The sequence below is a fragment of the Polaromonas sp. P4_F6 genome (assembly GCF_056401275.1).
This window is the reverse complement of the sequence record NZ_JBFUJQ010000001.1, coordinates 142,300-163,722: the sequence shown is the minus strand read 5'-3', so window position 1 is coordinate 163,722 and position 21,423 is coordinate 142,300. Positions and strand designations below refer to the sequence as shown.

At 65.5% G+C, this 21,423-nt stretch carries 25 protein-coding genes; 17 read left to right on the top strand and 8 right to left on the bottom strand.

The genetic code is table 11. The annotated features are described in order from the left end of the window. Nucleotides 1-17: 17 nt before the first annotated feature. On the bottom strand, nt 18-452 hold the full coding sequence (locus tag AC1DUN_RS00875) for a DUF1841 family protein (protein ID WP_092131785.1): 435 nt from the start codon (nt 450-452) through the stop codon (nt 18-20). Nucleotides 453-644: 192 nt separating this feature from the next. Here AC1DUN_RS00875 and AC1DUN_RS00870 point away from each other — a divergent pair, with 192 nt between their 5' ends. Then, nucleotides 645-866 carry a hypothetical protein gene (locus tag AC1DUN_RS00870; RefSeq protein WP_074576503.1) on the top strand — a complete coding sequence of 74 codons (222 nt, stop codon included), beginning with the start codon at nt 645-647 and terminating at the stop codon, nt 864-866. Nucleotides 867-872: 6 nt separating this feature from the next. On the opposite strand, the gene AC1DUN_RS00865 is transcribed toward AC1DUN_RS00870, so the two are convergent. Further along, nucleotides 873-1,676 carry an IclR family transcriptional regulator gene (locus tag AC1DUN_RS00865; RefSeq protein ID WP_477712302.1) on the bottom strand — a complete coding sequence of 268 codons (804 nt, stop codon included), beginning with the start codon at nt 1,674-1,676 and terminating at the stop codon, nt 873-875. A 113-nt stretch (nt 1,677-1,789) separates the two neighbouring features. Between AC1DUN_RS00865 and AC1DUN_RS00860 the strand changes: the two genes are divergently transcribed. The 6 genes from AC1DUN_RS00860 (at nt 1,790) to AC1DUN_RS00835 (ending at nt 8,809) form a co-directional block, all read left to right on the top strand. After that, nucleotides 1,790-2,506 (top strand): 3-oxoacid CoA-transferase subunit A, encoded by a 717-nt coding sequence (locus AC1DUN_RS00860; RefSeq protein WP_074576507.1) that lies wholly within the window; start codon nt 1,790-1,792, stop codon nt 2,504-2,506. Beyond that, nucleotides 2,503-3,153, top strand: coding sequence for a 3-oxoacid CoA-transferase subunit B (locus AC1DUN_RS00855; RefSeq protein ID WP_477712301.1), 651 nt, complete (start codon nt 2,503-2,505; stop codon nt 3,151-3,153). The genes AC1DUN_RS00860 and AC1DUN_RS00855 overlap by 4 nt, the downstream gene beginning before the upstream one ends. 27 nt (nt 3,154-3,180) lie before the next feature. Continuing rightward, nucleotides 3,181-4,383: a 3-oxoadipyl-CoA thiolase gene (pcaF, locus tag AC1DUN_RS00850; protein ID WP_477712300.1), complete on the top strand. Its 1,203-nt coding sequence runs from the start codon at nt 3,181-3,183 to the stop codon at nt 4,381-4,383. 106 nt (nt 4,384-4,489) lie between these two features. Next, nucleotides 4,490-5,245, top strand: coding sequence for a sulfite exporter TauE/SafE family protein (locus tag AC1DUN_RS00845; RefSeq protein ID WP_477712299.1), 756 nt, complete (start codon nt 4,490-4,492; stop codon nt 5,243-5,245). A gap of 164 nt (nt 5,246-5,409) precedes the next feature. Next, on the top strand, nt 5,410-6,300 hold the full coding sequence (locus tag AC1DUN_RS00840; protein WP_477662367.1) for an adenylate/guanylate cyclase domain-containing protein: 891 nt from the start codon (nt 5,410-5,412) through the stop codon (nt 6,298-6,300). A 193-nt stretch (nt 6,301-6,493) separates the two neighbouring features. Further along, nucleotides 6,494-8,809: a serine/threonine-protein kinase gene (locus tag AC1DUN_RS00835; RefSeq protein WP_477712298.1), complete on the top strand. Its 2,316-nt coding sequence runs from the start codon at nt 6,494-6,496 to the stop codon at nt 8,807-8,809. Nucleotides 8,810-8,835: 26 nt separating this feature from the next. Here the strand turns inward: AC1DUN_RS00835 and kefC are convergent, their stop codons facing one another. Both kefC and kefF read right to left on the bottom strand, forming a co-directional pair. Further along, nucleotides 8,836-10,686 (bottom strand): glutathione-regulated potassium-efflux system protein KefC, encoded by a 1,851-nt coding sequence (kefC, locus tag AC1DUN_RS00830; RefSeq protein ID WP_477712297.1) that lies wholly within the window; start codon nt 10,684-10,686, stop codon nt 8,836-8,838. Next, complete coding sequence (kefF, locus tag AC1DUN_RS00825; protein ID WP_477712296.1) at nt 10,686-11,390, bottom strand: glutathione-regulated potassium-efflux system oxidoreductase KefF; 705 nt, start codon at nt 11,388-11,390, stop codon at nt 10,686-10,688. The genes kefC and kefF overlap by 1 nt, the downstream gene beginning before the upstream one ends. Nucleotides 11,391-11,437: 47 nt before the next feature. Here kefF and AC1DUN_RS00820 point away from each other — a divergent pair, with 47 nt between their 5' ends. Then, nucleotides 11,438-12,055: a nucleotide-binding protein gene (locus AC1DUN_RS00820; protein WP_477700930.1), complete on the top strand. Its 618-nt coding sequence runs from the start codon at nt 11,438-11,440 to the stop codon at nt 12,053-12,055. Between the two features lie 63 nt (nt 12,056-12,118). Continuing rightward, nucleotides 12,119-12,574 carry a MaoC family dehydratase gene (locus tag AC1DUN_RS00815; protein WP_477712295.1) on the top strand — a complete coding sequence of 152 codons (456 nt, stop codon included), beginning with the start codon at nt 12,119-12,121 and terminating at the stop codon, nt 12,572-12,574. A gap of 30 nt (nt 12,575-12,604) precedes the next feature. Here the strand turns inward: AC1DUN_RS00815 and AC1DUN_RS00810 are convergent, their stop codons facing one another. From AC1DUN_RS00810 to AC1DUN_RS00800, 3 genes are all read right to left on the bottom strand, one after another. After that, on the bottom strand, nt 12,605-12,925 hold the full coding sequence (locus AC1DUN_RS00810; RefSeq protein WP_477712294.1) for a hypothetical protein: 321 nt from the start codon (nt 12,923-12,925) through the stop codon (nt 12,605-12,607). A gap of 176 nt (nt 12,926-13,101) precedes the next feature. Then, on the bottom strand, nt 13,102-13,578 hold the full coding sequence (locus AC1DUN_RS00805) for a tRNA (cytidine(34)-2'-O)-methyltransferase (protein ID WP_477712293.1): 477 nt from the start codon (nt 13,576-13,578) through the stop codon (nt 13,102-13,104). Nucleotides 13,579-13,609: 31 nt separating this feature from the next. Beyond that, nucleotides 13,610-14,395 (bottom strand): ComF family protein, encoded by a 786-nt coding sequence (locus tag AC1DUN_RS00800; protein WP_477712292.1) that lies wholly within the window; start codon nt 14,393-14,395, stop codon nt 13,610-13,612. 50 nt (nt 14,396-14,445) lie between these two features. Here AC1DUN_RS00800 and AC1DUN_RS00795 point away from each other — a divergent pair, with 50 nt between their 5' ends. From AC1DUN_RS00795 to AC1DUN_RS00760, 8 genes are all read left to right on the top strand, one after another. Continuing rightward, nucleotides 14,446-15,348: a methyltransferase domain-containing protein gene (locus AC1DUN_RS00795; RefSeq protein ID WP_477713110.1), complete on the top strand. Its 903-nt coding sequence runs from the start codon at nt 14,446-14,448 to the stop codon at nt 15,346-15,348. Nucleotides 15,349-15,537: 189 nt separating this feature from the next. Continuing rightward, nucleotides 15,538-16,038: a DUF2244 domain-containing protein gene (locus AC1DUN_RS00790; RefSeq protein WP_036836849.1), complete on the top strand. Its 501-nt coding sequence runs from the start codon at nt 15,538-15,540 to the stop codon at nt 16,036-16,038. Between the two features lie 137 nt (nt 16,039-16,175). Further along, complete coding sequence (coxB, locus tag AC1DUN_RS00785; RefSeq protein WP_477713109.1) at nt 16,176-17,351, top strand: cytochrome c oxidase subunit II; 1,176 nt, start codon at nt 16,176-16,178, stop codon at nt 17,349-17,351. 101 nt (nt 17,352-17,452) lie between these two features. Next, complete coding sequence (gene ctaD, locus AC1DUN_RS00780; protein WP_074576535.1) at nt 17,453-19,087, top strand: cytochrome c oxidase subunit I; 1,635 nt, start codon at nt 17,453-17,455, stop codon at nt 19,085-19,087. A gap of 26 nt (nt 19,088-19,113) precedes the next feature. Next, nucleotides 19,114-19,227 carry a cytochrome oxidase small assembly protein gene (locus AC1DUN_RS00775; RefSeq protein ID WP_217631815.1) on the top strand — a complete coding sequence of 38 codons (114 nt, stop codon included), beginning with the start codon at nt 19,114-19,116 and terminating at the stop codon, nt 19,225-19,227. 41 nt (nt 19,228-19,268) lie between these two features. Next, a complete protein-coding gene (locus AC1DUN_RS00770; RefSeq protein ID WP_477662357.1) occupies nt 19,269-19,880 on the top strand; it encodes a cytochrome c oxidase assembly protein in 612 nt (203 codons plus the stop codon). Beyond that, nucleotides 19,877-20,092 carry a DUF2970 domain-containing protein gene (locus AC1DUN_RS00765; RefSeq protein ID WP_074576540.1) on the top strand — a complete coding sequence of 72 codons (216 nt, stop codon included), beginning with the start codon at nt 19,877-19,879 and terminating at the stop codon, nt 20,090-20,092. Before AC1DUN_RS00770 ends, AC1DUN_RS00765 begins: the two co-directional genes overlap by 4 nt. Before the next feature lie 78 nt (nt 20,093-20,170). Beyond that, nucleotides 20,171-21,088, top strand: coding sequence for a cytochrome c oxidase subunit 3 (locus AC1DUN_RS00760; RefSeq protein ID WP_413325275.1), 918 nt, complete (start codon nt 20,171-20,173; stop codon nt 21,086-21,088). 95 nt (nt 21,089-21,183) lie between these two features. On the opposite strand, the gene AC1DUN_RS00755 is transcribed toward AC1DUN_RS00760, so the two are convergent. Beyond that, nucleotides 21,184-21,417: a twin transmembrane helix small protein gene (locus AC1DUN_RS00755; protein WP_477712291.1), complete on the bottom strand. Its 234-nt coding sequence runs from the start codon at nt 21,415-21,417 to the stop codon at nt 21,184-21,186. Nucleotides 21,418-21,423: the final 6 nt, after the last annotated feature.

Genomic DNA, 21,423 nt, shown 5'->3' with positions numbered 1-21,423 from the left:
AGCGGCTTTTTTGTTGTCTAGTCTTTAGTGGCTCTTCGCTGGACGCAGTCGATATAGGCCGCACCGTCAGGCGGGCGCCCCGCGCGCTGGCTTTCCCAGACCATCTGCCCCAGGCAGTCCATGGTTTCGTGGTGGGCGTCATGCAGGGAGTTGCGCCTGGCCGTCAGCAGTTCCACGGCCTGGCGTATGCCGCGCGGCTGGTCTATGGAGCATTGCTCGCTGATGGACAGGTGCATGGACAGGTGCAGGAACGGGTTGGTCTTGCCGGCTTCCACGTCGTACATTTTTTCGAGTGCGGCGTCGGCGTCGGCGAAATCCGCGTGGTATTCGGGGTGCTCTTCAATCCACTGGCTGGCGATGGTCTCAATCGCTTCCATGGGCTGGCCGGCGCGGGCCTTGGCATAGACGGAACAGAAGAAGCGCCGGACGTCGGCTTGCGAGGGCGTGAACATGGGCGAAAGCGTATCACGCAGGGGTTTTCCACTGCCGGCGTGTGCCTGTTATCAGCGCTTGGGCCACAGGGGCCGCGGGCTGCGTCCTACAGACAGTTTGGGAGCCCCTGCCTACAGTCCTACTCACACAGTGGCGCAGTTCCGGGGCGGGGCCACTCCCACCATTCACAGCCCGGCGAGGAGATCAACACCATGAACGCAGCACGCATCACAGGCATAGTCCTGATTGTTTTGGGCCTGGCCGGCTTTTTCACCGGCGGCTTCAGCTTCACCAAGGACACCACGGCCGCCAAGATAGGCCCCATCCAGCTGACGGTGAAGGAAAAAGAGTCGGTCAATATTCCGCAGTGGCTGAGCCTGGGTGCCATTGTTCTGGGTGCTGTTGTCCTGGTCGTTGGCTTCAAGAAGTCCTGACCCGCCTCAACTGCGCTGAACGCTAAGCAAGCGCGAGATCGCCTGGGCCGCCTTGAGTAATTGCGGCAGCATGGTCTCCTGCATGGCCTTGGCGCTGGTACGGTTGGCCTGGCCGCTGATATTGAGGGCGGCCACGGTCTGGCCGGCGCGGTTGGTAATCGGCGCCGCCATGGACACCAAACCTTCCTCGAGTTCCTGGTTGACCAGCGACCAGCCCTGCTTGCGCGCCTGCGCGACCTTGGCCGCGAGTTCCTTCACGTCGGTCACGGTGTATTTGGTGCGGGCCGTCAAGGTGGAGGCCTGCAGGCACTTCATGAGTTCGGCCTCGGGCAGGGCCGACAGCAGCATGCGGCCCATGGAGGTGCAATAAGCCGGCAGGCGCGAGCCCACACCCAGGCTGATGCTCATGATCTTGTGCGTGGGCACGCGCAGCACATAAACAATGTCCGTGCCGTCCAGCACCGCGGCCGAGCAGGATTCCTTGACCTCGGCGACCAGCGCTTCCATCACCGGTTCGGCCAGGTTCCAGATCGGCATGGATGACAGATAGGCAAAGCCCAGGTCCAGGATGCGCGGCGTGAGGCTGAAGAGCTTGCCGTCGCTGCTGACATACCCCAGCGTTTCCAGCGTCAGCAAGATGCGGCGCGCGCCCGCGCGGCTCAGGCCGCTGCGCCCGGCGACTTCGGTCAGGGTCTGGCGCGGCGCGTCGGCGCTGAAGGAGCGTATGACCTCCAGCCCGCGCGCGAAGGACTGCACATAGCCGTCGCCCGGCTTGTGGGCGGTGGTGGGCGTGGATGCGGCGTTTGCCATGGTGGACGAAATCTCCTAAAATTCATTATACGAACTCTTGTTCTAATGTCGAACAATATTTTGGCGCTGGCCGATGCTTCATTGGCCTGGCCGCCGTTCCTGGAGACGATTGAATGATCAACAAGATTGCCGCTTCCGTCGCCGACGCGCTGGCGGACGTGAAAGACGGCGCCACGGTGCTGATAGGCGGCTTCGGCACCGCGGGCATTCCCAATGAGCTGATCGACGGCCTGATCGCGCAGGGCGCCAAAGACCTCACGGTGGTGAACAACAATGCGGGCAATGCCGAAGTGGGCCTGGCCGCGCTGCTCAAGGCCGGGCGCGTGCGCAAGATCATCTGCAGCTTCCCGCGCCAAGCCGACAGCCAGGTGTTTGACGGCCTGTACCGCAGCGGCAAGCTGGAACTGGAACTGGTGCCCCAGGGCAACCTGGCCGAACGCATTCGCGCGGCGGGCGCCGGCATAGGCGCATTTTTCTGCCCCACGGGCTACGGCACCGAGCTGGCGCGCAATGCCGACGGCAGCGCCAAGGAAACCCGCGAAATCAACGGCCGGCAGTATGTGCTCGAGATGCCCATACACGGCGACGTGGCCCTGATCAAGGCCGAGCGCGGCGACCGCTGGGGCAACCTGACCTACCGCATGGCGGCGCGCAACTTCGGCCCGGTGATGGCGACGGCGGCGAAAAAAACCGTTGCCACCGTGCATGAGATCGCCGAGCTTGGCGAGCTCGACCCCGAGACCATCGTGACGCCGGGCATCTTTGTCCATCACATCGTCAAGATTCAACGCACCGCCACCCAAGCGGGCGGCTTTAAAAAGGCGGCATGACCATGACTTACCAACGCCGCAGCAAGGACCAGCTCGCCGCCCGCGTCGCGCAGGATATTTTTGACGGGGCCGTCGTGAATCTCGGCATAGGCCAGCCCACGCTGGTGGCCAACCATTTGCCGGCCGGCCGCGAGGTCATCCTGCAAAGCGAGAACGGCATCCTGGGCATGGGCCCGGCGCCCGCCGAGGGCCAGGAAGACTACGACCTGATCAACGCCGGCAAGCAGCCGGTGACGCTGCTCAAGGGCGGCGCCTTTTTTCATCACGCCGACAGCTTCGCGATGATGCGCGGCGGCCACCTCGACATCTGCGTGCTGGGCGCCTTCCAGGTCTCGGCCACCGGCGACCTGGCCAACTGGAGCACCGGCGAGCCCGGCGCGATTCCGGCCGTGGGCGGCGCCATGGACCTGGCCATAGGCGCGCGGCAGACCTGGGTCATGATGGACTTGCTGACCAAACAGGGCGCCAGCAAGCTGGTGAGCCAATGCACGTATCCGCTGACCGGCATAGGCTGCGTCAAGCGCGTGTATTCAGACCTGGCGACACTCGAATGCACACCGCAGGGCCTGAAGCTCATAGACACCGTCGACGGCCTCACGCATGCCGAGCTTGAAAAACTGGTCGGCCTGCCGATTGCCGTCGCCTGATATCCACCCTCTTCGAAAACACACACCATGACCCAAGCTTTTATCTGCGATGCGATACGCACACCCTTTGGCCGCTACGGCGGCGCGCTCAGCAGCGTGCGCACCGACGACCTGGGCGCGATCCCGCTCAAGGCGCTGATGGCGCGCAATCCCAAGGTCGACTGGCAGGCCGTCACCGACGTGATCTACGGCTGCGCCAACCAGGCCGGCGAGGACAACCGCAACGTGGCGCGCATGGCGGCCCTGCTGGCCGGCCTGCCCATGGATGTGCCGGGCGCCACCATCAACCGCCTGTGCGGCTCCGGCCTGGACGCGCTGGGTACGGCCGCGCGCGCCATCAAGTCGGGCGAGGCCACCTTGATGATCGCCGGCGGCGTGGAAAGCATGAGCCGCGCGCCCTTTGTGATGCCCAAGGCCGAAAGCGCCTTCAGCCGCGCCAACGCGGTCTACGACACGACGATTGGCTGGCGCTTCATCAACAAGCTGATGAAGGAAAAATACGGCGTCGACGCCATGCCCGAAACCGCCGAAAACGTGGCGACTGACTACAAGATCAGCCGCGAAGACCAGGACAAGATGGCGCTGGCCAGCCAGCTCAAAGCCGTGGCCGCGCAAAAGGCCGGTTATTTCGACGCCGAAATCACGCCGGTGACGATTGCCCAGAAAAAGGGCGACCCCATCGTGGTGGGCAAGGACGAACACCCGCGCGAGACTTCGCTGGAGGCACTGGCCAAGCTCAAGGGCGTGGTGCGGCCCGACGGCACGGTGACCGCCGGCAATGCCAGCGGCGTGAACGACGGCGCCTGCGCGCTGCTGCTGGCCGATGAGGCCACGGCCGCAAAGAATGGCCTCACGCCGAAGGCGCGTGTGGTCGGCATGGCAACTGCCGGCGTCGCGCCGCGCATCATGGGCATAGGCCCGGCGCCCGCCACGCAGAAAGTGCTGGCGCTCACCGGCCTCACGATGGCGCAGATGGACGTGATCGAGCTCAACGAGGCCTTTGCCGCGCAAGGCCTGGCCGTGCTGCGTTTGCTGGGCGTGCGGGACGACGACCCGCGCGTCAACCCCAATGGCGGAGCCATCGCGCTGGGCCATCCACTGGGCGCATCGGGCGCGCGGCTGGCCACCACGGCGGTCAACCAGCTGCACAAGAGCGGCGGGCGGTATGCGCTGGCCACCATGTGCATAGGCGTGGGGCAGGGCATCGCGGTCATCCTCGAGCGCGTTTGAGCGGCATCGTGAGGCGCTGCTGCCGGATTGACGGCCGGCGGCTAACATGGCGCCTTTCTTTCCTTGCGCCTGCATGCCACGGCCTGGGTAAACCGAAAGACACGCCGTGAGCTTCCCGCTGATCACCGACCCTTTTTTCTACGCCGTGGCGATTCCCGCCGTGCTGATGCTGGGCGTCAGCAAGAGCGGCTTCGGCGCGGGTTTTGGTTCGCTGGCGGTGCCGGTGATGGCGCTGGCCGTCACGGTGCCGCAGGCCGCCGCGATCCTGATGCCGGTGCTGCTGCTGATGGACCTGCTGGGGCTGGCGGCCTTTCGCCGCGACTTTGATTTCAGGTTCCTGAAGTTCCTGGTTCCCTTCGGCCTGCTGGGAACGCTGGTGGGGGCCTTGCTGTTCAAACTGCTGGACGCCAAGGTCGTCGCGGCCCTGGTGGGAATATTCACCTTGTTGTTTTTGGCGCAGCGCCTGCTGTTCCCGCCCCGGCCCGACAGCCCGCCGCCGCCGCGCTGGCTGGGCGCGATCCTGACGGTGACTTCGGGTTTTACCAGCTTTGTGTCGCATGCCGGCGGGCCGCCACTGAGCGCCTATGTGATCCCCATGCGCCTCTCCCCGGTGAAGTTCACCGCCACCATGGCGGCCTTCTTTTTTGTCATCAACCTGTCCAAGTGGATTCCCTACGCCTGGCTGGGCCTGCTGGACCTGCGCAACATGGCAACCTCGCTGGCCCTGCTGCCGCTGGCGCCGCTGGGCGTGTGGATGGGCGTGCGCATGGCGCGCAGCATCAGCCCGGTGCTGTTTTACCGTTTGCTCTATCTGGGCATGCTGCTGACAGGCTGCAAGTTGCTCTGGGACGGCTTCCACTAAGCACTCGCCCCTAGCGCGATTCGCCACTCGCGTCCAGAACGGCCCCTGGCCCGCGTGGGGTTTTGGGCGGGCACCGGGAGTTTTACCGGCCTGCGTTTCGCGAATTTCTGTGAGAATCACGGGGATGAGAACAATATGCTTACATTGCGTTTGACCTCCCCTTCATGACGACTGTTGTTTTCGCCGATCTTGTGGGCAGCACCAGCATGTTTGAACGGCTGGGCGATGAGACCGCGTCGCGTTTCGTGACGCAGCTCATAGGCGTGCTCAGCCAGGTCTTCGAGCAGCACCAGGGCCGGGTCGTCAAGCTGCTGGGCGACGGCCTGTTCGTGGTCTTTCCCAACGAGGGCGACGCGCTCTCGGCCTGCATCAGCATCCAGAAGCGCCTGCAGGAAAAACCCATCAAGCCCGGCGGCAGCGGCGCGCCGGTGCAGATGCAGATGGGCATCGAATCGGGCGAAGTGGTCGAGATCGACGGCGACTGCTTCGGCGACACCGTGAATTCCGCCGCCCGCCTGGCCGACCTGGCCGGCGCCGCGCAAATCCTCACCACCGAAAACGTCTGGACCGCGCTGTTGCCGGTGCAAAGGTCGGCCCTGCGCAGCATGGGGCCCATGTACCTGCGCGGCCGGGCCGAAGCCAGCCATGTCTACCGTGTCGAGTGGATGGCCGGGCGCGACGAGGACGCCACCATGGCGGGCCGCTCCATGTTCGCCTCGCCCAGCCAGGCTTTCCTCGAGCTGAGTTTTGCCGGGCAGACCCTGAGGCTGGACGCCAAAAGCAGCAAGCTGGCGCTGGGCCGGGGTGCCGATGCCGCACTGAACCTGAATGACCCGCGGGTCTCGCGCATGCATGCCACGCTGGAGTGGCGCGGCGGGCAATTCGTGCTGACCGACGCCTCCAGCTACGGCACCTGGGTCTACCTGGGCAACCAGAGCGAAGCCGTGGTGCTGCGCCGCACCGAGTGCTACCTGGTAGGCAGCGGCCACATCGTGCCGGGCTGCGACCGCACGGACGAGAACGCGCCGCTGGTCGCGTTTGCCATCCGCAGCTGAGATAGCTGATGTGTGCGGGCCGCACAACAGGCGCGGCGCATCGGGAAAAGTTACGCTTTCCAGAGGCTTGCCCGCCCGGCGATGCAGGCTAGAATCGATTTTTGTTTCAAGACGTAGCCGGGCCGCTGGGTAGCCCGCAGGCCATCCCGCCTTTTTTGCCTCTTCAGCCCATCTCGCCCAATTCCACCTCCTCATGAGTCTCAAGAAGCTTGGCCGATACGATCTGATCAACGTCCTCGGCAAGGGTGCGATGGGGCTGGTGTACGAGGGGCGCGACCCCAACCTGGACCGCCGCGTCGCCATCAAGACCATCAAGGTGGAAAACCTCTCCGAGGAGGCTGCCGCCGAATACGAGGTGCGCTTTCGCACCGAGGCCCGCTCCGCCGCGCGCCTGCAGCACCCGCACATCGTGAGCGTTTACGACTCCGATCGCGACGGCGACATCGCCTTCCTGGTCATGGAGTTCGTCGACGGCGACGACCTCAAGCACCACCTGGACAAGGGCAACCTCTACACGCTGGAGCAGACCCTGGGCATCATGGGCGACCTGCTGTCGGCGCTGGAGTACGCGCACCGGCAAAGCATCGTGCACCGCGACATCAAGCCGGCCAACCTGCTGATAGAGACCAGCGGCCGGGTCAAGCTGACCGACTTCGGCGTGGCGCGCATCCAGGATTCGGGCGAGGCCACGCGCACCCAGGGCTCCATGGTGGGCACGCTCAAATACATGTCGCCCGAGCAGGTGCAGGGCCGACCGATAGACGCCCGGGCCGACCTGTTCGCCGCCGGCATCGTGCTGTACCAGCTGCTCACGGGCAAGCGGCCTTTTGACGGCGACACCGATTTCGCGACCATCCAGCAGATCGTGGGCCACACGCCCGTGCCGCCCAGCAGCTTCAACCCCATGCTGCCCGCCGCGATCGACGCGGTGGTGGCCAAGGCCCTGGCCAAGTCGCGCGACCAGCGTTACGCCAGCGCGCAGGACTTCCTCGCGGCGCTGCAGGCCGCGGCCCGCGAAGCGGCCGATACCACGGTGCAGCCGCCGGCCATACCGGTGGGGCCGGGCAGCAACTCGACCTGGACCTCCACGCTGCTGGCCGGCGAAGCCCTGGTCGGCCTGCAGTCGGGCACCAGCGCCGACATCCCCATGGTGACGCAGGAGCTCGAGCTGGTTTACTGGAAAGAGATCAAGGAGTCCATGGACGTCGAGGACATCCAGGGCTTTCTCGCCAGGTTCCCGTCCGGCATCTATGCCGACCTGGCCCGCCGCCGCCTCAAGAAAATGGGCGTGCCGGGTGGGGAGGATTCCGACATCGGCAGGCGCCTGGGCACCGGCACCCTGATCGTTCCGCGCCCGGCCGGCCAGGACACGGCCGCCGGTGCGACCCATCCGGGGGCGACCAATTCCGGTGTGACCAACCCCGGAATCACCAACCCCGGGATCGCTCGTCCCGCTGTGACCAATCCTGGGGTGAGCAGTCCCGGGGCGACAAATCCAGGGGTGACAAATCCAGGGGTGACAAATCCCGGCACGGCGACCGACCTGGCCTGGAAGGCGCTCGAGGAAGCCGCGGCGCAGGCGCCGGTGGTACCCCCGCCCTTGCCGGCCGCTCCCGCAGCCGACGACCCGGATGCCACGCGACTGGGCGCACCGGTCATGGCCGTGCCACCGGCACCGGCCGCGCCGCAGCCGCAGCCGCAGCCGCAGCCGCAGAGCGAGCCTTCTGAATGGCCGGAGACGGTGTTCAGCGATGCCGGTCCGGTGACGGTCCAGTTCGAGGCCGCCGAGGCAAAAGCCAAGGCCGAGGCCGCGCCCGTCGCCGCCGCAAGCGCCGCCGTGCCCGAGGCCAAGCCGGAGTCCTCGCGCAAGCGCCGCAGCGCCGAGCCGGGCGCGCCCGCGAAGGCGTCCGCAGCCTCTCCTCCTCCTTACCTGGTGTGGGGCGGGGTCGCCCTGGTGGCTTTGGTCATTCTGGGCGTAGGCGTCAGGCAATTGTCGAAACCGAAGGCGCCGGCGCTGGCGGCTGCCCAACCGGCCGCCGTGGCGGCCGATGCCGGCCAGGCGAAGCCCGAGGCACCGGCCGCTCCCCAGCCGGCGGTGCAGGCCGCGCAGGCCCAGCCCGCGGCGGCAACGGCGCCCGCACCGGCTGCGGCGGCGTCGACGGCGGCCGTGGCCGCGCCCTTGTCCCCGGCCTCCAAGGCCGCCGCGGCACAGGCCATCGCGGCCAAAAAGGCTGCCCTCGAGAAAGAGCGGCTGGCCAAACAGCAGGCGGCGCAGGCCAAACCAGGCGGCAGCACCGCCGCGCCCGCGGCCGCCGAGCATGCCCCGGCACCGGCGCCGTCCGCGAATGCCGGCGGTCCGCGCCAGGCCTGTGAGGACCGCCTGCTGATCGGTTTCCAGATTTGCATGAGTGAGCAGTGCGCCAAGCCGGCCTTCACCAACCACCCGGTCTGCGTGGAGCGCCGCGCGATGGAGCAGCGCCGGCGCGAGGCCGAACAGCTCAGGCGCTGAGCCGCAAAGGGCGGGCGCCCTCGGATTTATTCTTCGTCCGGTGATTGCTGCTGGCCGTACCAGCCGGCGGGACGGCGCTGCGCCTGCTGCTGGCGTTCCTGGGCCAGTTGCTCCTCAAGCTGCAGCCGGCCCTGCGTGGCCACGGCGATGACCTTGGTGCGGTCCTTGCGGTGCGGGTACATGCGCTCGAACAGCTCGAGGTTGTGCCGGCGAAAACGCATGGCGGCCTGGCGCGCCTCGTGCGGCGGCTGGCCCAGCAGTTCCAGCACGCTGCGCGCGCTGCGCAGGCTGGACTCGAAAACCTCGCGCTCGACCAGCATCACGCCGCGGTCGCGCAGCGCGTTCCAGTGCGTGACGTCGCGCGCGCGGGCCACGATCTGCATCTGCGGGAAGTTCTCGCGCGCGATGTCGACGATCTTGAGCGACTGCTCCATGTCGTCCACTGACAGCACCAGGATCTTGGCGGTGGCCGCGCCGGCGGTGCGCAGCAGGTCCAGGCGCGTCGCGTCGCCGTAGAAGACGCGGTAACCGAAGGCGCGCACGGTTTCTATCATCTCGGCGTCGTGGTCCAGCACCGTGGCCTGGACGCCCTGGGCCAGCAGCATGCGGCCGACGATCTGGCCGTAGCGGCCGAAGCCGGCGATGATGATGGGCGCTTCCTGCTGCTCGGAGATTTCCTCGAGCTGCGGCAGGTTGCAGTTGGCGTAGCGCGGCACCCAGAGCTTGTCCACGGCCACCAGCAGCAGCGGGCTCAGCAGCATGGACAGCGCCACCGCGCCTATCAGCAGCGAGGCGGTTTCGGCGGAAAACACCTGGGCCCCGGCAGCCGTCTGGAACACCACAAAGGCGAATTCGCCGCCCTGCGCCAGCAGCACCGCGAACACCGGGCGCTCCTGGAAGGGCAGCTTCATGAGCCTGGCCAGGCCGTAGATCACGCCCAGCTTCAGGCCCAGAAAACCCACCAGGATGACGGCCATCAGGCCGGGCGAGCGCCACAGCACGCCGAAATCGATGCTCATGCCCACGGCGATGAAAAACAGGCCCAGCAGCAGGCCCTTGAAGGGCTCGATGTCGGTCTCCAGCTCGCGCCGGTATTCGCTTTCCGCCAGCAGCACGCCGGCGAGGAAGGCGCCCAGCGCCATGGACAGGCCCACGAACTGCATCAGCGCCGCGATGCTGACCACCAGCAGCAGCGAGGCCGCGGTGAAGATCTCGGGCGTGCCGCTGTTGGCGATCCAGCGCAGCAGCGGGCGCAGCAGCAGGCGGCCGCCCAGGATGATGGCGGCGATTGCGCCGACGATCTTGAGCGCTTCAAATGCCCGGCCGCTGTGGCTGGCGGCCTCGCTGTCGCCGGCCATGGCGCCCAGCAGCGGCAGCAGCGCCAGGATGGGAATGGCCGCCACGTCCTGGAACAGCAGGATGGAAAAGCCCGCCTGCCCGCTCGACGTCGGCAGCAGGTGGCGCTCGCCCATGGCCTGCAGCGCGATCGCGGTGGACGACAGCGCCAGGCCCAGGCCGGCGACCAGCGCCGTCTGCCAGCCCACGCCGAAGGCCATGGCCACGCCGGTCAGCAGGGCGGCGCAGCCCAGCACCTGCGCGCTGCCCCAGCCGAAGATGGGCCGGCGCAAATTCCACAGGCGCTTGGGCTCCAGTTCCAGGCCGATCAGGAACAGCATCAGCACCACGCCGAACTCGGCGAAATGCAGAATGTCCTGCACATTGGTGACCAGGCCCAGGCCCCAGGGGCCTATGGCGATGCCGGCGGCCAGGTAGCCGATGATGGAGCCCAGGCCGAGTTTTTTGGCCAGGGGCACCGAGATGACGGCAGCCGCTAAATAAATAAAGCTGTTGACCAGCCAGGTGGGTGCGTGCTCCATCAGGCAGCTCCCGCCGCATTGGCCGCGGCTGCGTGCTCGACCAGCCGGTCCCTCATGGGCACGACGCAGGCGGCGCATTGCTCCAGGTCTTCGAGCTCGGGCCAGTCGGGGTAGCTTTGCAGGCGCTGGCTGAAGGTGGCGATGTGCTCGGCCACGGCCTGGCGGCCGACGCTATGGGCGCCGTGCAGCACCAGCGGCGGCAAAAAGCGCATGCCGCACAGGGCCGCGCTTTGTTCATAGGGCGGCAGGAAGGCATCGAAAAAATAGCGGTTGTAGCCTTGCGGGTGGTAGGAGTCCTCGGGGCCGCCCGTGGTGGCGACCAGCCACAAGTCCTTGCCCTGCAGCGCCCGGCCCCGGCCGCCTTCATCGCCGGCCTCGCCTTCGCCGTAAGCCCAGCCGTAGCTGAACACTTCGTCGAGCCAGAGCTTTTGCAGCGGGGGCATGGAATACCACTGGATGGGGTGCAGCAGCACCACCAGTTGCGCGCGTTCCAGGGCGGCCTGCTCCTTGGGAACGTCGATGGCGTAGTCGGGATAACTTGAGTAGAGGTCTTGCACCTGCACCCGCGGCAGGGCCTGCGCGGCCTCCATCAAGGGGCGGTTGACCCGCGATTCGCGCCAGGCCGGATGGGCGGCAATGACATAAATGTCAGTGTTGGCCGCGCCGCCCGTGGGTTTGTCAGTGGTTGTGATAAGGCTGTCCATGCCGTTACCATAGCGGAAAAGCAAGCTTCCATAACGAGGAGATTCGCATGCCCGTGGTTGTGATCGCCAATCCGAAGGGGGGCGTCGGCAAGACGACGCTGGCCACCAACGTTGCCGGATTTTTCGCCAGCCAGGGCCATACGGTCATGCTGGGGGATGCCGACCGGCAGCAGTCTTCACGGCTGTGGCTGGGCCTGCGCCCGCCGGCCGCCCGGCAGATCGCCACCTGGGACGTCAACGCCGACCTGATCGTCAAGCCGCCCAGGGGCACGACGCATGTGGTGCTGGACACCCCCGGCGGCCTGCACGGCTGGCGCTTCAACGACGTGCTCAAGCTGGCCGACAAGGTCATCGTGCCGCTGCAGCCCAGCGTCTTCGACATCTTCGCCACGCGCACCTTCCTGGACCAGCTCGCCGAACACAAGCACGCCGGCAAGATGCAGGTGGGCATTGTCGGCATGCGCGTGGATGCGCGCACCATCGCCGCCGACAAGCTGCGCGGCTTCGTCGAAGGACTGGGGCTGCCGGTGCTGGGCTATTTGCGCGACACGCAGAACTACATCCACCTGGCGGCCCGAGGCCTGACCCTGTTCGATGTGGCGCCCAGCCGGGTCGAAAAAGACATGGAGCAGTGGAAGGGCATCTGCGAGTGGCTGGAACGCTGAGAACCGCTGTCGCTTGTCGCTGAGCCGACAAGGGGCGGGCGGCCATGCCGCTACAGTGGCGGCATGAGAATCTTCGCAACACTGGCCGAGCTGGCCGCCTGCACCGGCCAGGAAGTCGCCGTCAGCGACTGGATCACCATCACCCAGCAGCAGGTCAACCTGTTTGCCGAAGCCACGGGCGACCACCAGTGGATTCATGTCGATGTCGAAAAAGCCGCCGCCGGGCCCTTTGGCGGGCCTATCGCGCACGGCTTTTTGACCTTGTCGCTGCTGCCGCGCTTTTTTGAGTCCTCCTTTGATATCACCGGCTCGCGCATGGGCGTGAACTACGGCCTCAACAAGGTGCGCTTCACGGCGCCGGTGCCGGTGGGCAGCCGCCTGCGGGCGCGCATGAAGCTGCTGGCGGCCGAGGCGATCGACAACGCCGGCATGCAGATGACTTGGGAAGTGACGGTGGAGCGCGAGGGCTTGGCCAAGCCGGTGTGCGTGGCCGAGTCGCTGGTGCGGCGCTATCCCTGAGCCGCGGGAAGCACGGGAAACGCTGCGGGGCTAGATGCGCAGCAACTGGCCGGCCGGCAGCCAGCCTTCAAATACCTCGATCAGGCTGTTGATGCGTTCGGCGGCCTCGCTCTGGCTGTGCGTCTGGGCGATGCACTGGTGCAGGTCGCTGCGCAGCAGCCACAGATCGGCCGGCGTCTTGGCAACATTGACTTTGTAGATAAGCCGCTGGGTGCGCATGTCGCGGCAGTCGTGCAGCAAGGCCAGCAGGCTTTCGCGGATCTGTTCCACCGGCACGCGGCTGACCGGCCGCCCCGAGTCGGAAAAGGCGGGCGCCGCAAGGCCCAGGATGCGCTGGATAACCGTGTTCACTGAAGACTCCTGCCAGTCTTGTGAACTGGGCGATGGGGAAGGGTAAGGCCGGAATCGCCGGGTGCCGGCGTCCACGCACTTTAGTTTGGAGGACGAATAATAGGGTTTTCACCTAGCTTCTGGCAAGGAATTTGGGCCGGCAGCGGACGGGCTGCCGCCGGACCGTCAGCCGATCGTCAGCTTTGCGCCGCCCCGCCAAAACCGTTCTGCCGCCAGGCCTCAAACACCGTGACGGCCACGCTGTTGGACAGGTTCAGGCTGCGCTGGCCGGGCCGCATGGGCAGTTTCAGGCGCTGGGCGGGCGGGAAGGATTCCCGCAGTTCGGGCGCCAGGCCGCGGGTTTCCGCGCCAAACACCAGCCAGTCGCCGGGCAGGAAGCGCATCTCATACAGGCTGGCCGAGCCCCGGGTGGTCATGGCGAACAGGCGGTCTGCGGGTGGTTGCTCACTTTCGAGCAGGGCCTGCCAGCTCGCATGGCGCAGCAGCTGCGCGTACTCGTGGTAGTCCAGGCCGGCGCGGCGCATGTGCTTGTCGTCCATGGAAAAGCCCAGGGGCTCGACCAGGTGCAGCCGGCAGCCGGTGTTGGCCGCCAGCCTGATCACATTGCCGGTGTTGGGCGGGATTTCGGGTTCGACCAGGACGATATTGAACATGCGGGAGAGCGGTAAGGCGGAGCCCGGGATTCTAGGCGGCCGTTCGTGCGAGGACGGCAGCAGTGATGTGCGCGGCGCCCGCATCGCGCAAAGCCTGGGCAGCGGTGTACATCGAGGCACCGCTGGTCATCACGTCGTCGACCAGCAGCACGCGCCGGCCCCGCAGTTCCGCGGCGCGCAGCGGGTCGACCTGGAAGGCGCCCTTGACGTTGGCCAGCCGCTCCCGGCGCTTGAGCTGGCTTTGCGGGCGGGTGTGCCGCACGCGCAGCAGCAGCTGGGCGTCGGTACGGGCGGCGGTCCGCGCCTGCCGGGCCAGTGCCGCGCACAGCTCCCAGGCCTGGTTGAAGCCGCGTGCCTGCAGGCGCTCGGTCGACAGCGGTATCGGCAGCAGCCAGTCCTCGGGCCCCAGTTCGGCCAACACATGTGCCAGGCCGGGCGACTGCAGCAGCAGGCCCGCAAAAAAGCCGGCCCAGCCGTGCCGCTCGCCGAATTTGTAGCCGGCGACCAGCGTGGACCAGGGGTAGGCGTAATCCACGCCGGCGAAGGCGCGGTCCAGCGGCGGCGGCTCGACGGCGCAGGCGCCGCACAAGGGCGGGCCTGCGCGCAAGCCCATGGAAAGGTCGGCCGGCAAGGCCAGGGCGCAGCGGTTGCAGCGCGCCTGTGCTTGCGCGAAGCGGGCCACGCAGGGCTCGCACACCTGGCGCGCGGGCCAGCCGCGGCAGACCGCGCACTGGCTGGCGATTCCCACGTTGAAGCCGCGAGCAAAGCCGCTCCAGCGGGGCAGGAATGCGGAGGGCGCAAGCAGGCGTGTGAACACCGTGCCAATATACTCGCCTACCTTTTGAGCGAGACGCCTTGCCTTCTTCCATGACCCCCACCGAGCGCCCGCCCACGCTGGACCCGATCGCCGTCAGCCGCTGGGAGCGCAGCGCGCCCCTGGCCTCGCCTTGGCTGCATGAGGAAGTGGCGCGCCGCATGATGGACCGCCTGCAGTGGATCAAGCTGCAGCCCCAAAGCTGGGTGCACTGGGGCGCGCTGCGCGGCGGGCTGCAGGCTCATGCGCAACTGGCCAAGACCTACCCGGGCGCCACGGCCTTTGTGCTTGAAAACAATCCGCAGCGTACGCATGAGGCGATGAAGCACATCGTTGACCCCTGGTGGAACCCACGGCGATGGACGGCCGCCCCCGTGCGCTTCGAAGCGCCGCCGCCCGGCAGCGCCGACATGCTGTGGGCCAATATGGCGCTGCATGAATCGGCCGACCCGCTGGCCTTGCTGGCGCAATGGCGCGAGGCGCTCAAGGTCAACGGCTTCCTGATGTTTTCATGCCTGGGCCCGGACACCGCGAAGGAACTGCGCGAGGTTTACGCGCAACTGGGCTGGCCGCCCGCGGGCCACGAGCTGACCGACATGCACGACTGGGGCGACATGCTGGTGCAGACCGGCTTTGCCGAGCCGGTGATGGACATGGAGCGCATCACGCTGACCTATGCGACGCCCGCCCGCCTGCTGCAGGACCTGGCCGAATTGGGCCGCAATTTTCATCCCGCGCGGTTTCCCGCCTTGCGCGGGCGCGCCTGGAAGGCCAGGCTGGAGGAGGCACTGGCCCGCCGCCTCGTCAGAGGCGAGGATGGGCGTTTGTCCTTGACCTTCGAAGTCATTTACGGGCACGCGCTGAAGGCGCCGCCCAAGGTCAAGGTCAGCGCGCTCAGCGCGGTGTCGGTGGCCGACATGCGCAGCATGCTGCAAGGCGGGCGGCCCGGCGCCTGAGTGCCGGCCTTGGGTGCCGGGGCTGTTGCGCGGGCGCCTATCCGGCCTGCCGCGAGCACTGGTTTGGGGGCTTTTTCAGGGGAGCGGCGGGGCAAACCGGCTACAATTCAGTACAGATTTTGGGGATGTTCCCAAGCCTCGCGCGGCCCGTGCCCGGCATGGACCGCTGTTTTTTTGGGGGGTTGCCGCATGCTGCAGCCAACGCCAGCGTTTCGTTTTGCCACCTCGCCCGCGCAGGGTACCCACAGCCACGGTGCTGTGCTGTGGCTTCTCAAGCGTCACTGTTCACTCACCCCGGCCCAGCTCGGGTGGCTTTACGTGTCGCTGTGCGGCGTTTCGCTGGGGATTGCGGCATTCTTCTGGGCCCAGGGCGCCACCATGGTGATGCCTTTTGCCTGGGCTGAACTGCTGGCGGTGGGCGCGGCCTTTGTGGTGTATGCCCGCCATGCGGGGGACGGTGAAAAAATCGTCCTCGAAGGTGGGCAGCTGGTGGTGGAGCTTGAAACGGCGGGGCGCACCGAGCGCGCGGAGTTCAACCGCGAATGGGTGCGTATCGAACCCAAGGATGGGGATGGTTCGCTGATTGAAGTGTCGGGGCAGGGGCGGTCGGTGCAAGTGGGGCGGCATGTGCGGCCCGAGCTGCGTCCCGCGCTGGCCCGCGAGATACGGATGGCGTTGCGGGGCGGTTGAAGAGGCGCTGAAAGTCTCGCGTCAGTTCAGGTGCGGCGGGGGGACCCGCCGCTAACTTTATAATCAGCCGGTTAATTTGGTCGGTAATTGAAGCAGAAAAAGTGATCACGATGAACGTAAGCAACACCATGAGCAAAATGACACGGCTTGGCATGCAGCATGCAGGCGCAATTCTGGTATCTGCGGCCGCCTGGGTCAGCACCGCCGCTTACGCCGTCAATGACCTGAAGGGCGGCCCCGCCGTCAACCAGCTGAACCTGCACCCGGCCGTGACCAAGATCGCTGAAGAACAGCAGTGGCTGCACTGGTTCATGATGGCCATCTGCCTCGTGATCTTCGTGGCGGTGTTCGGCGTGATGTTTTACTCCATCCTGAAGCACCGCAAGTCGGTGGGCCACAAATCGGCCAACTTCCACGAGTCCACCGCCGTCGAAATCGCCTGGACCGTCGTTCCCTTCCTCATCGTGATCGGCATGGCGTTGCCCGCCACCAAGGTGCTGGTCGCCCAGAAGGACACCACCGGCGCCGACCTGACCATCAAGGCCACCGGCATCCAGTGGAAATGGGGCTATGACTACATCAAGGGCGAAGGCGAAGGCATAGGCTTTGTCTCCACGCTCGACAACACCCACCGCGAAATGTCCGACAACGGCGGCCCCAAGGCCGGCGAGGCGCCCGACAACTACCTGCTCAAGGTCGACAACCCGCTGGTTGTTCCCGTCAACAAGAAAATCCGCATCATCACCACCGCCAGCGACGTGATCCACGCCTTCGCGGTGCCGGCCTTCGGCATCAAGCAGGATGCGATTCCCGGTTTTGTGCGCGACACCTGGTTCCGCGCCGAGCAGGTCGGCGACTTCTACGGTCAGTGCCAGGAGCTCTGCGGCAAGGAACACGCCTACATGCCCATCCACGTGAAGGTCGTCTCCGCCGCCGACTACAGCGCCTGGGTTGCCGTCAAGGCCAAGGAAGCCGCCGCCAAGGCCGATGATCCTTCCAAGGTCTGGACCCTGGTCGACCTGAAAGCCCGCGGCGAAAAGGTTTACGCCGCCAACTGCGCCGCCTGCCACCAGCCCAACGGCAAGGGCGCCGGCCCGATCAAGCCGCTGGACGGCTCGGCCATCGTCCTCGACGCCGACCACAAGAAACAAATTACCACTGTGCTCAACGGCGCCGCCGGCGGCGCGATGCCGTCGTGGAAGGCTTTGAGCGACACCGATCTCGCGGCTGTTATCAGCTACACCAAGAACAACTGGTCCAACCAGACCGGCCAGATCGTCCAGCCCGCCGAAGTGCAGGCCGCCCGCAAGTAAGCCGATCCGCCCCCCACGACCAGAATTCGCCGGCGCCATATTCATATGTGCGCCGGCCGCCAAGATAAAGCTACAGGCCAAAGCCACCAAAGGAAGCCAAGATGAGTGCAGTTCTAGACCATCACGACCACGCGCACGACGACCACCACGACCATGCCCCGGCGGGCTGGCGCCGTTGGGTCTTCGCGACCAACCATAAAGACATCGGAACGCTCTACCTGCTGTTCAGTTTCTTCATGTTGATGTTCGGCGGCGTGCTGGCCTTGCTGATCCGCGCCGAGCTGTTCCAGCCCGGCCTGCAACTGGTCAACCCCGAACTGTTCAACCAGCTCACCACCATGCACGGCCTGATCATGGTGTTCGGCGCCATCATGCCGGCCTTCGTGGGCTTCGCGAACTGGATGATTCCGCTGCAGATCGGCGCGGCCGACATGGCTTTCGCCCGCATGAACAACTTCAGCTTCTGGCTGATGATCCCCGCCGGCATCATGCTGGCCGGCTCCTTCTTCATGCCCGGCGGCGCGCCCGCCGCGGGCTGGACGCTTTACGCGCCGCTCACGCTGCAGATGGGCCCGTCCATGGACGCCGGTATTTTCGCGATGCACATCCTGGGCGCCTCGTCCATCATGGGCTCGATCAACATCATCGTGACCATCCTGAACATGCGCGCTCCCGGCATGACGCTGATGAAGATGCCGATGTTCTGCTGGACCTGGCTGATCACCGCCTACCTGCTGATCGCCGTGATGCCCGTGCTGGCAGGCGCCATCACCATGACGCTGACCGACCGCCACTTCGGCACCAGCTTCTTCAACCCCGCCGGCGGCGGCGACCCGGTGATGTACCAGCACATTTTCTGGTTCTTCGGCCACCCCGAGGTTTACATCATGATCTTGCCGGCCTTCGGCATCATCAGCCAGATCATTCCGGCCTTCTCGCGCAAGCGCCTGTTCGGCTACGCCTCCATGGTGTACGCGACCGGCTCCATCGCCATCCTGAGCTTCGTCGTGTGGGCGCACCACATGTTCACCACCGGCATGCCGGTCACGGGCCAGCTGTTCTTCATGTACTCCACGATGCTGATCGCCGTGCCCACGGGCGTGAAGGTGTTCAACTGGATCGCCACCATGTGGCGCGGCTCCATGACCTTTGAAACCCCCATGCTGTTCGCGGTGGGCTTCATCTTCGTGTTCACCATCGGCGGCCTGACGGGGGTGATTCTGTCGGTCGCGCCGATCGACATCCAGCTGCAGGACACTTATTACGTGGTGGCCCACTTCCACTACGTGCTGGTGGCCGGTTCGCTCTACGCCCTGTTTGCCGGCTACTACTACTGGTCGCCCAAATGGACCGGTGTCATGTACAACGAAACCCGCGGCAAGATCCACTTCTGGTGGTCGCTGATTTCCTTCAACGTGACCTTCTTCCCGATGCACTTCCTGGGCCTGGCCGGCATGCCGCGCCGCTATGCCGACTACCCCATGCAGTTCGCCGACTTCAATGCCGTGGCCAGCGTGGGCGCTTTCTTCTTCGGTTTCGCGCAGCTTTATTTCTTCCTGTTCATCGTGGTGCCCACGATGCGCGGCAAGGGCGCACCGGCCAAGCAGAACCCCTGGGTCGACGAAGGCGGCAAGGGCGCCGAAGGCCTGGAGTGGGAAGTCCCGTCCCCCGCGCCTTTCCACACCTATGAAACCCCGCCCAAGCTGGATGCCTCGGCAACCCGCGTGATCGGCTGATTCAAACTCCTAATCGGTCAACCGCCATGACGACACCTGAGCAAAAGAAAAGCAACCTGAGGCTGGCCCTGATACTGGCCTCGGTCGCGCTGGTCTTTTTTCTGGGCTTCATGGCCAAGATGATTTTCCTGGCGCACTGAACCGGTCCGTCCGGCTCCAGGCTCAAACCGATACCACTGTGATGCGGCTCAAGCGCGAAAACTTCAAGATGATGGGCAAGCTGGGCGTGATCGTGCTCGGCATGTTCGCCTTCGGTTATGCGCTGGTGCCGCTTTACAAGGCGATTTGCGAGATGACCGGCATCAACGTGCTGGCCCTGTCCGACCGGCAGATTCCCGGCGCGACTTCCAGCCTGCCGGCCAATACCCAGGTGGACTTCAGCCGCACCATCACCGTCGAGTTCGACGCGAATTCGCGCGGCCCCTGGCAATTCAAGCCCGCGACAAACACGCTGCAGGTGCATCCCGGCGAGCTGACCACGGTGATGTACGAATTCCAGAACGTGCAGAACCGGACCATGTCCGCCCAGGCCATCCCCAGCTACGCGCCCGCGCAGGCCGGCGCGCATTTCAACAAGCTGGAATGCTTCTGCTTCAGCCAGTACACCCTGGCGCCCGGCGAGAAAAAGCAGTGGCCGGTGGCTTTTGTCATCGACCCGAAGCTGTCGAAAGACGTGAGCACCATCACGCTGTCCTATACCTTTTTTGAAGTCGGCGGCAAGACGCCGGCCGCACCGGCCACGCCCAAGGCGACGACGGCCGCCGCGGTGCCCGAAAAACAGGCAGGCGCATGAGCAGCATGGCCGCCGCACCCGCCAAAAAACCTTCCTTCTGGCGCACGGTCAAGGCCGTGGCCTGGTCCTTCGTGGGACTGCGCGCGCGCGGCGACTACGAGGAAGACGTGAAAAATTTGAACCCCCTCCACATCATTGTGGTCGGGCTGATCGCCGTGGTGGTATTTGTCGCAGTCCTGGTGCTGTTGGCGAAATGGATGGTCGCGCGCTGAGGCTGCGGCAGCTTTCGGCACATCACGGCGTGAATTAAAAGATTATTGGAAATTCGAGAGAAAAACAGGAGTCCAGCGATGTCATCAGCAACCCACGGGTCTACCCCCCACTATTTCGTTCCCAGCCCATCGAGCCATCCGGTGATGGCGTCTATCGGCCTGTTTTTTGTCATTCTCGGTGCCAGCCAATGGATCAACGGCCACGACTGGGGCAAATGGTCGGTCGCCTTCGGCATGATCTGGTGGCTGACGACGCTGTACCGCTGGTTCAGCCAGTCCATCGCCGAAAGCGAAGGCGGCATGTACGGCCGCAAGATCGACATGTCCTTCCGCTGGAGCATGAGCTGGTTCATTTTCTCGGAAGTGATGTTCTTCGGCGCCTTCTTCACCGCCCTGTGGTGGGCCCGCGCGCACTCGCTGCCCGCGCTGGGCAGCCTGGACAACGCGCTGCTCTGGCCAGATTTCAAGGCCGTCTGGCCCAGCCTGGCCGCCGGCGTGACCGCTTCCCCCGCTGACATCATCGAGCCTTTCACCGCCATGAAGCCGCTGGCCATTGGCGGCGGCATCTGGGCCAGCATCATGGGTTCCCTGCCGACGGTCAACACCGCGCTGCTGCTGAGCTCCGGCGTCACCATCACCATCGCCCACCATGCGCTGATCGAAGGCAAACGCGCCCGCACCATTGCCTTCATGTGGGCAACGGTTCTGCTCGGCGTGGTCTTCCTGTTCGTGCAGGGCTATGAGTACTTCCATGCCTACCATGAGATGAACCTGAAGCTGTCCTCCGGCGTGTACGGCTCGACCTTCTTCATGCTCACGGGTTTCCACGGCTTTCACGTGTTCGTCGGCATGCTGATGCTGCTGTTCATCACGCTGCGCCTGCAAAAAGGCCATTTCACGCCTGAAAAGCACTTCGGTTTTGAAGGCGCCGCCTGGTACTGGCACTTTGTGGACGTCGTTTGGCTGGGCCTGTACATCCTGGTGTACTGGCTCTAAGAACCTGTTCTCAGGAACCAATGGCGGCCCAGGCCGCTCAACCAAAGGCCGCTTGATGCGGCCTTTGTTCTTTATTTCGCCACCTGGCGTGACGTTTATTTGCCTGCGGGAATACCGGTGGGCTGTATGTAACCGAGCTTCCACGCAATCAGAATGCAGATGAACAGCAGCACCGAGAACCCGATACGGAAGGCCAGCGCGCGCGCCATATTGCTGGATTTGCGCTTGCCGTCCTTGCTGTCGCCGCTGCTGCCCCTGAGCATGAAAAAAAGCGCGGAAGCCAGGCTGGCCAGGATGGCGATAAATGCCAGTGCAACGAGGTAGTTCATGAACAG

Excerpts from the sequence above, each read along its gene's own strand:
- AC1DUN_RS00875 (WP_092131785.1), bottom strand. The coding sequence starts at position 452 with ATGTTCACGCCCTCGCAAGCCGACGTCCGGCGCTTCTTCTGTTCCGTC.
- AC1DUN_RS00870 (WP_074576503.1), top strand. The coding sequence starts at position 645 with ATGAACGCAGCACGCATCACAGGCATAGTCCTGATTGTTTTGGGCCTG.
- AC1DUN_RS00865 (WP_477712302.1), bottom strand. The coding sequence starts at position 1,676 with ATGGCAAACGCCGCATCCACGCCCACCACCGCCCACAAGCCGGGCGAC.
- AC1DUN_RS00860 (WP_074576507.1), top strand. The coding sequence starts at position 1,790 with ATGATCAACAAGATTGCCGCTTCCGTCGCCGACGCGCTGGCGGACGTG.
- AC1DUN_RS00855 (WP_477712301.1), top strand. The coding sequence starts at position 2,503 with ATGACCATGACTTACCAACGCCGCAGCAAGGACCAGCTCGCCGCCCGC.
- pcaF (WP_477712300.1), top strand. The coding sequence starts at position 3,181 with ATGACCCAAGCTTTTATCTGCGATGCGATACGCACACCCTTTGGCCGC.
- AC1DUN_RS00840 (WP_477662367.1), top strand. The coding sequence starts at position 5,410 with ATGACGACTGTTGTTTTCGCCGATCTTGTGGGCAGCACCAGCATGTTT.
- AC1DUN_RS00835 (WP_477712298.1), top strand. The coding sequence starts at position 6,494 with ATGAGTCTCAAGAAGCTTGGCCGATACGATCTGATCAACGTCCTCGGC.
- kefC (WP_477712297.1), bottom strand. The coding sequence starts at position 10,686 with ATGGAGCACGCACCCACCTGGCTGGTCAACAGCTTTATTTATTTAGCG.
- kefF (WP_477712296.1), bottom strand. The coding sequence starts at position 11,390 with ATGGACAGCCTTATCACAACCACTGACAAACCCACGGGCGGCGCGGCC.
- AC1DUN_RS00820 (WP_477700930.1), top strand. The coding sequence starts at position 11,438 with ATGCCCGTGGTTGTGATCGCCAATCCGAAGGGGGGCGTCGGCAAGACG.
- AC1DUN_RS00815 (WP_477712295.1), top strand. The coding sequence starts at position 12,119 with ATGAGAATCTTCGCAACACTGGCCGAGCTGGCCGCCTGCACCGGCCAG.
- AC1DUN_RS00805 (WP_477712293.1), bottom strand. The coding sequence starts at position 13,578 with ATGTTCAATATCGTCCTGGTCGAACCCGAAATCCCGCCCAACACCGGC.
- AC1DUN_RS00795 (WP_477713110.1), top strand. The coding sequence starts at position 14,446 with ATGACCCCCACCGAGCGCCCGCCCACGCTGGACCCGATCGCCGTCAGC.
- AC1DUN_RS00790 (WP_036836849.1), top strand. The coding sequence starts at position 15,538 with ATGCTGCAGCCAACGCCAGCGTTTCGTTTTGCCACCTCGCCCGCGCAG.
- coxB (WP_477713109.1), top strand. The coding sequence starts at position 16,176 with ATGACACGGCTTGGCATGCAGCATGCAGGCGCAATTCTGGTATCTGCG.
- ctaD (WP_074576535.1), top strand. The coding sequence starts at position 17,453 with ATGAGTGCAGTTCTAGACCATCACGACCACGCGCACGACGACCACCAC.
- AC1DUN_RS00775 (WP_217631815.1), top strand. The coding sequence starts at position 19,114 with ATGACGACACCTGAGCAAAAGAAAAGCAACCTGAGGCTGGCCCTGATA.
- AC1DUN_RS00770 (WP_477662357.1), top strand. The coding sequence starts at position 19,269 with ATGCGGCTCAAGCGCGAAAACTTCAAGATGATGGGCAAGCTGGGCGTG.
- AC1DUN_RS00765 (WP_074576540.1), top strand. The coding sequence starts at position 19,877 with ATGAGCAGCATGGCCGCCGCACCCGCCAAAAAACCTTCCTTCTGGCGC.
- AC1DUN_RS00760 (WP_413325275.1), top strand. The coding sequence starts at position 20,171 with ATGTCATCAGCAACCCACGGGTCTACCCCCCACTATTTCGTTCCCAGC.
- AC1DUN_RS00755 (WP_477712291.1), bottom strand. The coding sequence starts at position 21,417 with ATGAACTACCTCGTTGCACTGGCATTTATCGCCATCCTGGCCAGCCTG.